The organism is Saccharopolyspora flava, from assembly GCF_900116135.1.
GTDB lineage: Bacteria > Actinomycetota > Actinomycetes > Mycobacteriales > Pseudonocardiaceae > Saccharopolyspora > Saccharopolyspora flava.
The window spans coordinates 258,525-270,914 of record NZ_FOZX01000009.1 but is presented as its reverse complement, the minus strand read 5'-3'; the positions used below and the strand labels follow the sequence as shown (position 1 = coordinate 270,914).

Here is a 12,390-nt window from a genome sequence, read left to right as displayed (position 1 = left end):
TATTCCCCACCACAGCCGAGCGGTCCGCAGTTCCTCCGGGATTTTTCCCACTGAACCGTCACGACCCGGTGGAACGTGTGAAAGAGCGAGGGCAGGACCGGGTTCGCGAAACGGGCCGGGTCGCCGAGATCACTCGAATGGCCGCATTTCCGCGCAGTTGTCCGCATTCGGCCCCGCATTTCCTCCGCATCACCCCGGAATGGCGCCGGACGCGCGCCGGTGGGTCTCGGCGGCCGCGCGCAACGAGGGCGACCGAGCCGGGCCCGCGAGCCCGAGGTGGTACAGGTGCAGCTCGCTCGCTCCGGCCTCGGTCACCCGCCGCGCGTGCTCGGCCAGATCGGTCTCGCGGGGTCCGACGGCGGTCACGTAGGCGCCGATCCGCTCGACCCCGGCCGCCGCGGCGGCGCTGACCTCCTGCGGGCCGGTGGGGTTCCAGCACGGCACCACCACGCCGTCGACCTCGGCCGCCGCGCTCGGCGTCAGGCCGGGGAGCGCGCCGGTCGCCCACTCGTCGGCGCTGCCGTGCAGCAGCACCCGGCGTCCGGTGCCCACCTCCGCCAGCACCGCGCGGCGCAGCCGGTCGGTGGACTCCCGGCGTCCCGCCAGCAGCGCGGCGCGCAGGTCCGCGGGCAGGTCGTCGGCGGTGCCGATCAGGTCGCCGGTGACCACGATCCGGCGGACCTCCGCGCGCAGCAGCTCCCGGACCGCCTCCGGGTCGAGCCCGGTCCAGCCGTCCGCGCAGGCCGGGCAGCAGCACACCGACAGCAGCCGGGCCGCCGCCGGGGACCACACCGCGTCGGTCTTCTCGTGCTGGTGCTGGTGCACCGCGCCGAGCTGGCCGCACGCCTCCAGCACCACCGAGCGCACGTCGAGACCGTCGAGGGCGTGCGCGGTGAGCCGGGCGGCGTAGTCGCGGACCTCCGCGCGGGCCGGGCACAGCGCCCACGGGTAGACCTCGCCGAAGCAGTTGCGCACCGCCACGTCCGGGAAGCGCCCGCCCAGCAGGGAGTTGTGGGTCAGCACCAGCCACGCCGCCGCCGGAACACCCGCGGCCGACAGCGCGGCGATCGCCTCCCCCGCGGCGTCCGGGCCCACCCAGTCCGGCTCGGCCGGGCGCAGCCTGCCCCAGCCGGTGCCCACCGGCCGGTAGAGCGCGGCGTGGCGGGCGAGCACCGCGCTGCGGGTCTCGTCGAAGGGCGTGGCCGCGCGGGCGCTGTGGTAGGCCACCGCCACCGCGACCTCGTCCACCCCGGCCGCCGCGACCCGGTCGGTGAAACCGGCGCGGACGTCCCACGGGTAGGCGTAGCCGGTGACGCTCATCCGGCCACCGTCGGGCTGGTCCGCTTCGAGGAGCGGTCCAGCTCGTCGAGCATGTCGTCGATCTCCGGGGTGCGCTCCGAGGCCACCAGCCCCAGGCCCACGAACAGCACCAGCGACACCATGATCGGCGTGGCCACGGTCGCGGTCTCGTTGGCGTCGACGCCGTAGTAGAGCACCGCGTAGGTGAGCAGGCCGCCCGCCCACGACACCAGCGCGGCCCGCGAACCGCAGCGCCGGAACCACGGCAGCATGCCCAGCAGCAGCGGCACCGAGATCGGCCCCATCAGCGCGGCGACCCACGAGACCACGATCGACAGCACCCCGCCGAGGCTCTCCGCCTGGGTGGCCACCAGCATGCTCAGCGCGATGAACGAGAACGTCGCGATCCGGCCGGCGCGCAGCCGCTGCACCTCGCCGAACTCGCGGGCCTTGCGCCACAGCACCGGCAGCATGTCGCGGGTGATCACCGCCGAGATGGCGTTGGCGTCGGAGGCGACCATGGCCATCGTGTGCGAGAACATGCCCGCCAGCACCAGCCCCACCATGCCCGCGGGCAGCAGCTTCTCGGTCATCGCCGCGTAGGAGGTCGTCGGGTCCTCCAGGCCCGGCACGAACAGCGGGGCGGCGAACATCGGGAACATCAGCACCAGCGGCCAGATCAGGTACAGCGCCGAGGACAGCAGCGCGCCCCGGCGCGCGGCGTGGTTGTCCGGCGAGGCCATGTAGCGCTGCGCCAGGTTCCACATGCCGCCGTTGTACTCCAGGGTCTTGACCAGCACGTAGACCAGCAGGAAGACGGTCGTGTAGTCCTCGGTGACCGGCGAGAGGTGCCCGGCGGGCAACCGGTCCCACATCGTCCACAGGCCGGAGATGCCGCCGAGCGAGGACAGCACCGCCCAGATCATCACGATCCCGGCCAGCCCCTGGATCACGAACTGCCCGAAGTCGGTGAGCGCGTCGGCCCACAGCCCGCCCGCCATGCAGTACAGCAGCGTCACGCCGCCGGTGACCAGGATGCCCACCAGGATCGGCACCCCCGCGAAGGACTCCAGCAGGATCGACACCGCGAACCACTTGGAGGCCACGTCGAAGACCTTCAGCGACGCGCCGCTCCAGGCCATTGCCTGCTGGGTGGGGATGTTGAAGCGGCGGGCCAGGAACTCCAGCGGCGAGGCCACGCCGAACCTGGCGCGCAGCTGGTTCCAGCGCGCGGCGAACAGCCACGCGCCGATGGCCACGCCGATGCCGATGGAGGCGAATCCCCAGAAGTAGACGGTGACGCCCTGGCTGTAGGCGACCCCGGCGTAGGCCACGAACAGCACGGCGCTGTAGCCGGACATGTGGTGCGAGATCCCGGCCAGCCACCAGGGCATCCGGCCGCCCGCGATGAAGAAGTCCTTGTCGGTCTTGACCCTCCGGTGCGACCACCACCCGATGGCGACCATCAGCCCGAAGTACCCGATGACCATGACCCAGTCCAGCGCGTGCACCGGCCCACCCCTTCACATCCGATGGCTAACTCCGCTGCTGTTGAGCTCGCTGCGGGATCGTCGTCGACCCGGGCGCGTGCGCCGGATGCGTGGTGCGTCGCCCGGCCTCGGCGAAGCGCTCGCCGATCGGGCCGGACGGACCGCGGGGAATGCCGCGCGGCCTTGAACAATTTGTTGCGCAAAGTTCCGGAGCCGGACGCTATTATGACGTCGATCACGTGTCAACCAGCCCGGAATGCCTTGACGGGAAAGGAAAACACCGTGCCGGAACGCATCCTGATCACCGGGGCCGCGGGCGGCATCGGCACCCTGATGCGGCCCCGACTGCGCCGCGCGGGCCGGACCCTGCGGCTGCTCGACGTCGTGCCGCCCGAACCGGCCGCGCCGGACGAGGACGTCGAGGTCGTCGAAGGCAGCGTCACCGATCCCGACGCGATGCTGCGGGCCTGCCGGGACGTCGACGCGGTGCTGCACCTGGGCGGGCACAGCCGCGAGACCGGCTGGGCCGAGACGCTGTCGGTCAACATCGACGGCACCCGCACCGTCCTGGAGGCCGCCCGCCTGGCCGGGGTGCCGCGGGTGATCCTCGCGTCCAGCAACCACGTCGTGGGCTTCCGGCCGGCCGCCGAAGCCCCGGCCGCCGACTCCTCGCCGCGCCCGGACACCTACTACGGCGTGAGCAAGGCCGCGATGGAGGCGCTGGGCAGCCTCTACCACTCGCGGTTCGGCATGGACGTGCTCTGCGTCCGCATCGGCTCGTGCTTCGAGAAGGTGCACGACGAGCGCGGACTCGGCCTGTGGCTCTCCCCCGACGACGCGGCGCGGCTCTTCGAGGCCTGCTTGAACCACCCGTCACCGGGCTACCGGGTGCTGTGGGGCGTCTCGGACAACACCCGGCGCCCGGTCCCGCTGACCGAGGCCGCCGAGCTCGGCTACGTCTCCCGGGACGACTCCGAGATCTTCGCCGCCGAGGTCACCCCGGACAGCGACCACCCACTGCTCGGCGGCCCGTTCACCACGACGCCGCTGGGCGAGCCGAACTAGGCCTGCTTGCGCGCCTTCTTGGCGGCCCGGCGCATCTGGATCATGCGGGCCGTGCCCGCCAGCCAGACCAGGACGCCGCCGATGATCGCGGCGAACAGCAGGGCCAGGCCCAGCGGGAGGCTGAACTCCAGGCCCAGGAAGTGCACGGTCACCGACACGAAGTTCTGCGCGACGAAGATGAGCAGGAAGACCAGCACGACACCGGCCACGGCCAGCGCCGTCCACAGCAGCCCGGTGCGGCTCTGCGACGAGGCCAGTTCGTGCTTGCCGGAGGTCGGCTCGGACTTCTCGACCGCCCCGGTGTCGTCCTTCGAGGTGACGTCCGGGGTGCCGGTGGTGTCCTTCGGCGTCGGCTCCAGCGCGCCCGACTCGGACTCCGCCCCTGCTCCCACGTCCTTCGACCCGTTCTCAGACATACCGACATCATCAACCGCGCGCGGGGGCGCACCCCACCCCACACACCGCCCTGTCACCTGTTCGATATCTCTCAGCTCGCGCTCACCACGTCGCCCAGCGCCTCGTCGAGGACGGCCAGGCCCCGGTCGATCTCGGCCTCGGTGGCGGTCAGCGGGGGCGCGATGCGGAAGGTGCCGCCCAGGCCGGGCAGCTGGACGATGTTCATGTGCAGCCCGAGCTCGGCGCAGCGGCGGGTCACCGCCGCCCCGACCGCGTCGGCGTCTCCCCCGTCCGGTCCGGCGGTCAGCTCCAGGCCGACCAGCAGCCCGCGGCCGCGCACGTCGCCGATGACCGGGTGCGCGCCGGCCAGCTCGGTGAGCCCGCCGCTGAGGCGTTCGCCCAGCTCGCGGGCGCGCGCGTCGAGGCGGTCGCGGGTGAGCACGTCCAGGACGGTGTTGCCGACGGCGGCCGGCAGCGGGTCGTTGACGTGGGTGGTGAAGAACAGGAATCCCCGGTCGTGGGCCCGCTGCTCGATCTCGGCGCTGGTGATCACGGCGGCCAGCGGCAGCCCGGCGCCCAGGGTCTTGGACAGCGTGAGGATGTCCGGGACGACGCCGTCGCGCTCGAAGGCGTACCAGTCGCCGGTGCGGCACAGGCCGGTCTGGGCCTCGTCGAGGATCAGCAGCATGCCGCGCTCGTGGCACTTGTCGCGCAGCGCCGCCAGGTAGCCGGGCGGCAGGTCGATGACCCCGCCGGAGCTCAGGATCGGCTCGACGATGCAGGCCGCGAGGCTGCCCACCGACTGCGCGTCGATCAGGTCGAAGCCCAGGTCCAGCTGGCGGCGCCAGTCCAGCTCGCCGTCGGCGTCGAGCAGGTCCGGGTGGAAGGCGTCGGGCACCGGCAGCGCGAAGTTGCCGGGTGCGGTCGGTCCGTAGCCGTGCCGGCCGGCGCTGTAGGTGGCGTTGGCCGCGGCCTGGGTCATGCCGTGCCAGGAGCGGGCGAAGGAGACGATCTCGTGCTTGCCGGTGACGAGCTTGGCCATCCGCAGCGCGGCCTCGTTGGACTCCGCGCCGGTGGTCAGGAACATCGCCTTGTCCAGCGGGTCCGGCAGGGTCGCGGTGAGGCGGCGGGCGAGGTCGACGACCGGGCGGCTGAGCATCCCGCTGTAGAGGTGGTCGAGCCGCGCGGTCTGCTCGCGGACGGTCGCGACGATCTCGGGGTGCGAGTGCCCGAGGATCGCGCTCATCTGCCCGGAGGTGAAGTCCAGCAGCTCGCGCCCGTCCTCGGTGAACACCGAGGCTCCCTCGGCGCGCTCGATGACGCCGGGGCTGAAGCCGCCGCGGCCGGAGTAGCGGATCAGGTCACGTGTGGCGAGGTCGTCCATGCCCCGAAGCTACGGGAGGAACCGGAACTGCGGGAGGAACCGGGGCGGCGGCGGTCTCGCCACCACCCCGTTCCGGACGGTTCCGTCAGGGTTCCACCGGCCGGTCGTAGACCGAGAACCGGAGGTACATGCCGATGTCGGCGGGCCGGTCCGGGGCCTTGGTCCGGTAGGCCAGCAGGTCTTGCAGCCCGGTCATCGTCGACGGGGGCCGGGGCGCGAGCGCCTCGATCATGTCCAGGTAGGACGCCGGGTCCAGGCCTTCGGCGCGCATGAGCTCGGCGGTGCGGGCCGCGGCGTCCTCATCGGATTCGGCGTTGCCGGGTAATCGCAGGTACAGGTTGGCCTCGTCGGGCTGCGGCGAACCGGACCGGAAAGCCAGGCACACCATCGGTTCCTCCCCTTCGGCCTTGTCCTGACCGTGATAGAGCGACCGCCACACGCGGGCGGCCCGTTCCGAGTCGTGACCGCTCGCCAGGGAGGCCACCGCGTCGAGGTCCTCCAGGGAACGACCGTTGATGCGGAAGTACACCTTCACCCGCGCATCCGTCGAATTCGACAAATCGAGAGCGGCGAATTCGATTTCATTTCCCCGGTCGATCATCTCCGGCATCCACATTCGCACGGAGCTCCAGGAACTCCCCAGTCCCAGTCGCTGCATCGCTTCGGTGGTCCGGTCGAGGACGTCGGCCGGATCCGTGCTGTCGACCTGCGGATTGAAGTAGGCCTTGTACCGCGTGGACTCGCCCGGTCGCCATGCGAGCGAATGCCAGATGGTGGGACGGTTCAGCCTCGGATCATCGCTGAGGAAGAGGTCTTCCACGAGGCGATAGCGATGCAGATCCACTCCGGGAACCCCGGCCAACCGCTCGGTGAGAGCGCGTCCCGCACGTTGGCAACCAGCCGGAGTGGGATCGTCTCCCAGCGATTCGAACAGCACCCGGAGTTCCGGCCGGTGTTCTCGCCAGCTGAGCGACATCTCGGCCGGAAAGCCGTCCGCCGAAACAAAAGAGGGAACCTCCGGACAAGAGCCGATCGGGTGATCGCCCCACGGCTGCAACGCCACACTGAGTTCTGTGATGAGGGTCTCCACATCGGATCGCGGGAACCCCAGATGCCGGGCAACGGTTCGGTACTGGCTGGTCAGGAACTGTACGAATGACACGTCGTACGCGGGGAACACTCCCCACCGTTGAGGTGATGACGGGACCTCTCGCGAAGTAGGCACTACCCCGACCTTCCGCATCGCGGTTACTCTTGATCTCGGGCATGGCGCCTGTCAGGAACTTCTACACGATCTCATCCAGAACTCGAATTGGGAATAGGCTGCGCGCGGAGGGGATCCAATGGGCACTGTGGACGATCGCGGGGAAAAACCTTCTCATCAGGCGGATCACCGTGATGTGTGCGTGATCGGTTCGGGAATATCCGGACTCGCCGCGATGCGTTCGCTGACCCGGCGCGGAATGGATTTCGTCTGCCTGGAACGCGACTCCGCGGTCGGCGGGGTCTGGAACTTCGATTCGACCGATTCCCCCGATTCTCATCCCGCCTACCGGTCGCTGCACCTCAACACCTCCAGCAAGGTCACCGGGTTCACCGGCTTCCCGGTGCCCGAGGACTTCCCGCGCTACCCGCGGCACGACCAGGTCGCCGGCTACCTGCGGCGATTCGCCGACGAGCACGGGCTGACCGAGCACATCGAGTTCGGCACCGACGTCCGCCGGGTGGAAACCAACCCGGCGGGCGGCTGGTTCGTCACCAGCCGCGACCCGCGAGGAGCGGTGCGCACCAGGCACTTCCGCGAGGTGGTGCTGGCCTCGGGTTATCACTCGGTGCCACGCATGCCGAACCCGGAGATCACCGGTTCGGCCGAATTCCGGGGCAGGCAGCTGCATTCCGCGCAGTACACCGATCCGGAGGAGTTCCGGGGCAAGTCGGTCGCGGTCGTCGGGTTCGGCAACTCGGCCTGCGACATCGCCGTGGAGCTGTCCCGGGTGGCCGCCCGCACCGTGCTGTCGGTGCGCCGGGGCGCGCACGTGGTGCCGAAAACGCTGATGGGGCTGCCGATCGACGAGATCGCGGCGAGCCGCTGGTGGTCGTTCCTGCCGTTCAAGGCGCAGCGCAGGCTCATCGAGATCCTGCTGCACCTCACCCGGGGCCGGATCGCCGACTACGGGCTGCCGGAGCCCGACCACCGCGTGATGGACGCCCCGATCACCATCTCCGACGAGCTGCTGAGCCGCCTCTCGCACGGCGAGATCACCGTGCGCCCGGGGATCGACCGGCTCACGCCGCAGGGCGTGACGTTCGGTGACGGCAGCGAGGAGGAGGTCGACGCCGTCATCTACTGCACCGGCTACGACATGTCACTGCCGCTGCCTGCCGACGTCGCCTTCGACTCCGAGGGGCGGCTGGAGCTGTTCCACCGGGTCGTGCCGCCGCGGCACCGCGGCCTCTACCTCGCCGGGTTCCTGCGCCCGGTGGGCGCGCTGACCAAGCTCGCCGAGCTGCAGGCGGAGTGGATCGGCGACCTCATCGCGGGCGAGGCCGCGCTGCCCGGCGAGCAGGAGATGCTCGCCGAGTCGCAGGCCCACCTGGAGCGCATCGCCCGGCGCTACGGCACCGAGCGCCGGGAGGACGCCCTCAACGTGGACGTCCCCACCTACGTGCGCGGGCTCAAGCAGGAGCACCGCCGGGGCCGCGATCGCGCGGACGTTCCGGCGGCCTCCGGCCGTCACCGGGTCACTGACCTGCGCCGACCGTCTGCTGAGCAGCCAGCTGGGTCATGACGTGCTCCAGCAGCCGCGCCAGGACGTCCTTGACGTCGGAGCGCTGGCGCGCGTCGAAGTTCATCACCGGGACCTTCGCGGTGTCGATCTGCAGCGCCGTGGCGACGTCCTCGGGCCGGTAGCGCTGGGTGCCGTCGAACTCGTTGACCGCGACCACGTAGGGGATCTTCCGGTCCTCGTAGAAGTCCAGGCTGGAGAAGCAGTCGTCGAGCCTGCGGGTGTCGGCCACGACCACGGCGCCGAACGCGCCGTGGGTGTGGTCGTCCCACACCGACCAGAACCGCGACTGGCCGGGCATGCCGAACAGGAACAGCGGGGTCCCGTTGCTCAGGTTGATCCGGCCGAAGTCGATGCTGACCGTCGTGGTCGTCTTCTCCGGGACACCGGTGAGCGCGTCCACCGAGGCGCTGGCGTCGGTGATCGGCTCGTCGGTGAGCCGCACGTAGCGGTCCGGGTCGGCCACGCTCTTGATCAGGGTCGTCTTGCCGCACCCGTATCCGCCGGCGATGACGAGCTTGACCGGCGGCCGCTCAAAGCTGTTTAACACTGTCCAGAACCCCCTGTAGGTATTCCAGTGTTGCATCGGAAACGGTTTCTTCCGGGGTGCTTTCGCCGTCGAGGGTGAGAATCCCGCGGCGCAGCAGGGCACCCACCAGCGCGCGGGCCGTCAGCACCGGCGTCCCGAGGCTTCCCGCGACCTCCGCTATGGCGACCGGGTTCTTCGCCAGCTCCAGCGCGGCGCTGTCGCTCATGGACAAGTCGCGGTGCGCCTCGCCCCCGGCGCGGGCGACCACCTGGGTCGCCAGGTCCAGGTCCAGGTCGGACTTCTCCGGGGCACCGGCGACCACGAAGGGCCGGACGCCCGCTCCCGGGTCCTCTGCGTGGACGTTCTGCTCAGGCATCGGTTACGGCCTCGTCCCCGTCAGCGAGCCCGCGCCACCGCGACCCTCGGTGACCAGGTGCTCGCCGACCTGGGCCAGCAGCCGGTCCAGCTCGACGTTGACGATCAGCGGGTCGGCGGCGGTGTCCACGCACACGGTGATCCCGGTGCGCTCGGCCGCCAGCGCGAGGATGACGAACCGGTTCGCGCCCTCGATGACCGTCTTGCTCAGGTCACCTCCCCCACCGATCGCGCTCACCCGCTTCGACGAGCTGAAGGCCGACGCCGACATCGCGGCGAGGTCCTCGGCCTGCTCCGCCGACACCCCTTCGGACGCGGCCCTGGGGAAGCCGTCCGACGACCACAACACGACGCAGTCCACGTCCACGACGCGCTGCGCGAAGTCGGTCAGCACCCAGCTCAAGTCGTCCCGGCTATCGCTCATTGTGTTCACCCCTCACCTTGGTCGCTACCGTGGTTCTGACGTCCGGAGACGAATCCCATCGCTCCGCCACCGCCCGCGCTGCGCCGCGTTCCGGTGTCCTCGCCGGAGGATTCGGCCTGGGCCTTCTTCTCCTCGTCGAGCGCGCGGCCGACGGCCGAGGCGCCGCGGCGGCGCACCGGCAGGCCCACCTGCGAGGTCTCCAGCGGCGCCTCCTCGACGGGTTCGGCGCGCGGCTTGGGCGGTTGCGGGCGGGTGCGGGTCTCGACCGGCTCGGCCAGCAGCGCGGTGGCGCTGCCGAGCGTGCCGCGGCTGGTGGAGCTCACCGACGGCGCGGAGCGCTCGAACTCGGGCTCGCGCAGCAGGTCTCCGGGAATGGCGACCTCGGCGCGGATGCCGCCGTGCTCCCCGGCGGTCAGCGTGACCTGGATGTGCCACTGCTGCGTGATACGGGAGACGACCGGCAGGCCGAGCTGCATGTGCCGCTGCACGCTGCCGAGGGCGAAATCGGTGTCGGTGCCCAGGATCTCGTTGGCCTCGCCGAGCTTCTCGGCCGGCATGCCGAGGCCTCGGTCCTCGATGACGACGACGAGGTTGCCGCTGCGCTCCTCGGTCCACACGCGAGCCTTGCCCTGCGGGGAGCTGTAGTTGGCGGCGTTGTCCATCAGCTCCGCGAGCACCCGGATCAGGTACGGAGCGGCCTGGCCGTCGACGGCCACGGCACCCGGGTGGCGGGTGTGGATGCGGCCGTAGTGCTCGATCTCGGCTCGCGCCGATTCGAGGATGACCTCCATCGGCGTCGGGCCCTTGTGGTAGCGGGCGAGCCGGTTTCCCGACAGCAGCCGCAGGTTCTCGGCCAGGCGGCGGGCGCGCAGCAGGAGGCTGTCGAGCACCAGCAGCGCCCGGTAGCGGGGTGCGGCCTCGCCCGCCTCGCGCTCCTCGGTGTCGACGATCTGCATGGCGCTCTGCACGATCTGCTGGACGCGGGCGGCCATGCCGACCACGACGCGGGTGAACGCGTCCGAGGTCTGCTTCTGCTTGATGCGCTCCTGCACGGCGACCTGGTAGGCGCCGGCGAACGCGTCGGCGACCTCGCCGATCTCGTCCTTGCCGAAGTCCAGCGAGCGCAGCGGCGCGGAGACGTCGACGTCCTCGCCGCGCTCGACCTTGCGGAACAGCTCCGGCACGTCCTCGTCGGCGATCTTGCGGACGGCGTCGCGGAGTTCGACCAGTCGCTGCGGCACCAGGGCCACCAGGTGACGTCCGGCGAACCACCACATGAGCAGCGCGGCACCGGCGGTCGCCAGCAGCACCAGCCCGGCGAACAGGGCGGTGCGCAGCAGCGCGTTGGTGCCGTTGGTGAGGCCGAGATCGGCGCCGTAGCGGGCCTGCTCGACGGCGAGGTCGGTGACGTCGGCGGTGACCTGGTCGCTGATCCGGTGCCACTGCTCGGTGGTCATGCCCTGGACCTGGCCGCCGGAGATCAGCTGCTGCTCGGCGGCGCGCAGCTGCCGCCAGCTGTCGGAGCGGGTGAGCTCCTCGTAGCGCTGCTGGACCGCCGGGGAGGCGTGCGGCGCCTGCTCGCCGAGCTCGTCCTGGTAGGAGCCGACGAGCACGGCGAAGTCGACCTGCTCCTGCGGCGACATGCGGCCTTGCACGCCCCGGGTGCCGAGGATCGTGGTCTGCGCCATCTGGTCGCCGGCGCGGAAGATCTCGGTGGCGGTGATGCCGGCCTGCCCGGCCTCGGCGTCGTCGACGGAGCGGGCCTGGCCGTCGAACAGGTCGGCACCGGCGTCGAGGATCTCGTTGTAGTCGCGCAGCGTCTCGACCTTGCGCGCCGGGTCGATCGGCGTCGACGGGCGCAGGTGCGGGAGCTGATCGAGCAGGGTGCTCACCCGGTCGATCTTGGCCTTCATGTCGTCCGGGACCGCCGGGTTGGCGCTGAGGTCCTCGAGCCTCTCGGAGAGCTCGCTGACGGCGCGGTCGGTGCCGGCGTAGCGCTGGCCGAGCCCGTCGGTGCGCGTCTCGCCGTCGAAAGCCCTTGCCACGAGCTGACGTTCGGCCTGCACCGCGGTGAAGGTGCGCACGGCGGGGATCGAGGTGTCCTGCACGGTGACGGCGACGTAGCGGACGATGAGCCCGTCGACGAATGAGGGCGCGAAACCGGCGAGGACCACGACGAAGAACAGCGCGACGATGGTGATCAGAATGTTCCTGATCCTGCGCCGGAGGCTCGTCCTGTCCGGCTCGCGCGTTCTGATCCCGGTTAACCGCACCTCGACCGCACTCCTTCGGTTGTCCTCAGATGAGACAGGCCCCGGCCCCCCGGCAGCCTTCGCGCGAATTCATGCGGAGTGCGGGCTCCGCCGGAAGTCCACGACTTCGGGAACTCCGCACCGATATGAGCGGGCGTGCGAGCACCGCCGGTTCGATGATCATCCGCGCTTGGCGGGGACAGTACCAGCACGCTTTCCGGCGTTGATCACTGATCTCCCGCACCGCGCGAACGAGGATCGGAAATGAACGGCGGTACTCGATTTCGGTTACGTTCCCCTTGCGATTCGATGTTCAGGACCGACGAAAGTCGGTAATGGATTCACCCGGGCTTGTCCTGTTGTCATTTTCGCCCGATATTGCCGCGGCCC

General features: G+C 70.7%; 11 protein-coding genes. 2 read left to right on the top strand and 9 right to left on the bottom strand.

Annotated features, from left to right (window positions below; translation table 11 throughout):
• Window positions 1-189 precede the first annotated feature (189 nt).
• Both BM424_RS23355 and BM424_RS23350 read right to left on the bottom strand, forming a co-directional pair.
• Window positions 190-1,320 (bottom strand): hypothetical protein, encoded by a 1,131-nt coding sequence (locus BM424_RS23355; RefSeq protein WP_093421901.1) that lies wholly within the window; start codon window positions 1,318-1,320, stop codon window positions 190-192.
• Window positions 1,317-2,810: a sodium:solute symporter family protein gene (locus BM424_RS23350; RefSeq protein WP_093421898.1), complete on the bottom strand. Its 1,494-nt coding sequence runs from the start codon at window positions 2,808-2,810 to the stop codon at window positions 1,317-1,319. Before BM424_RS23350 ends, BM424_RS23355 begins: the two co-directional genes overlap by 4 nt.
• Before the next feature lie 204 nt (window positions 2,811-3,014).
• Between BM424_RS23350 and BM424_RS23345 the strand changes: the two genes are divergently transcribed.
• Complete coding sequence (locus BM424_RS23345; RefSeq protein WP_093421895.1) at window positions 3,015-3,854, top strand: NAD-dependent epimerase/dehydratase family protein; 840 nt, start codon at window positions 3,015-3,017, stop codon at window positions 3,852-3,854.
• Here the strand turns inward: BM424_RS23345 and BM424_RS23340 are convergent.
• The 3 genes from BM424_RS23340 to BM424_RS23330 all read right to left on the bottom strand — a co-directional run bounded on the left by BM424_RS23340 (window position 3,851) and on the right by BM424_RS23330 (window position 6,814).
• Window positions 3,851-4,270: a LapA family protein gene (locus BM424_RS23340; protein ID WP_093421893.1), complete on the bottom strand. Its 420-nt coding sequence runs from the start codon at window positions 4,268-4,270 to the stop codon at window positions 3,851-3,853. The genes BM424_RS23345 and BM424_RS23340 overlap by 4 nt on opposite strands.
• Window positions 4,271-4,341: 71 nt before the next feature.
• Window positions 4,342-5,634 carry an aspartate aminotransferase family protein gene (locus tag BM424_RS23335; protein WP_093421890.1) on the bottom strand — a complete coding sequence of 431 codons (1,293 nt, stop codon included), beginning with the start codon at window positions 5,632-5,634 and terminating at the stop codon, window positions 4,342-4,344.
• Between the two features lie 85 nt (window positions 5,635-5,719).
• On the bottom strand, window positions 5,720-6,814 hold the full coding sequence (locus BM424_RS23330; protein ID WP_245776068.1) for a tryptophan dimethylallyltransferase family protein: 1,095 nt from the start codon (window positions 6,812-6,814) through the stop codon (window positions 5,720-5,722).
• Between the two features lie 163 nt (window positions 6,815-6,977).
• On the opposite strand from BM424_RS23330, the gene BM424_RS23325 reads away from it, so the two are divergent.
• On the top strand, window positions 6,978-8,423 hold the full coding sequence (locus BM424_RS23325; protein ID WP_093421885.1) for a flavin-containing monooxygenase: 1,446 nt from the start codon (window positions 6,978-6,980) through the stop codon (window positions 8,421-8,423).
• Here BM424_RS23325 and BM424_RS23320 read toward each other — a convergent pair.
• From BM424_RS23320 to BM424_RS23305, 4 genes are read right to left on the bottom strand one after another with little or no spacing between them, the layout of a single operon-like run.
• Entirely contained in the window at window positions 8,377-8,970 is a 594-nt protein-coding gene (locus BM424_RS23320; protein WP_245776066.1) for a GTP-binding protein, read from the bottom strand. The genes BM424_RS23325 and BM424_RS23320 overlap by 47 nt on opposite strands.
• The gene (locus tag BM424_RS23315; protein ID WP_093421880.1) at window positions 8,954-9,325 is read right to left on the bottom strand and encodes a DUF742 domain-containing protein; all 372 of its coding nucleotides are present in this window, start codon (window positions 9,323-9,325) and stop codon (window positions 8,954-8,956) included. Before BM424_RS23315 ends, BM424_RS23320 begins: the two co-directional genes overlap by 17 nt.
• A 3-nt stretch (window positions 9,326-9,328) precedes the next feature.
• Complete coding sequence (locus BM424_RS23310; protein WP_093421877.1) at window positions 9,329-9,748, bottom strand: roadblock/LC7 domain-containing protein; 420 nt, start codon at window positions 9,746-9,748, stop codon at window positions 9,329-9,331.
• Between the two features lie 5 nt (window positions 9,749-9,753).
• Window positions 9,754-12,021, bottom strand: a complete 2,268-nt coding sequence (locus tag BM424_RS23305; RefSeq protein WP_093421875.1) for a sensor histidine kinase — start codon at window positions 12,019-12,021, stop codon at window positions 9,754-9,756.
• Window positions 12,022-12,390: the final 369 nt, after the last annotated feature.

Excerpts from the sequence above, each read along its gene's own strand:
- BM424_RS23355 (WP_093421901.1), bottom strand. The coding sequence starts at position 1,320 with ATGAGCGTCACCGGCTACGCCTACCCGTGGGACGTCCGCGCCGGTTTC.
- BM424_RS23345 (WP_093421895.1), top strand. The coding sequence starts at position 3,015 with ATGACGTCGATCACGTGTCAACCAGCCCGGAATGCCTTGACGGGAAAG.
- BM424_RS23340 (WP_093421893.1), bottom strand. The coding sequence starts at position 4,270 with ATGTCTGAGAACGGGTCGAAGGACGTGGGAGCAGGGGCGGAGTCCGAG.
- BM424_RS23335 (WP_093421890.1), bottom strand. The coding sequence starts at position 5,634 with ATGGACGACCTCGCCACACGTGACCTGATCCGCTACTCCGGCCGCGGC.
- BM424_RS23325 (WP_093421885.1), top strand. The coding sequence starts at position 6,978 with ATGGGCACTGTGGACGATCGCGGGGAAAAACCTTCTCATCAGGCGGAT.
- BM424_RS23315 (WP_093421880.1), bottom strand. The coding sequence starts at position 9,325 with ATGCCTGAGCAGAACGTCCACGCAGAGGACCCGGGAGCGGGCGTCCGG.
- BM424_RS23310 (WP_093421877.1), bottom strand. The coding sequence starts at position 9,748 with ATGAGCGATAGCCGGGACGACTTGAGCTGGGTGCTGACCGACTTCGCG.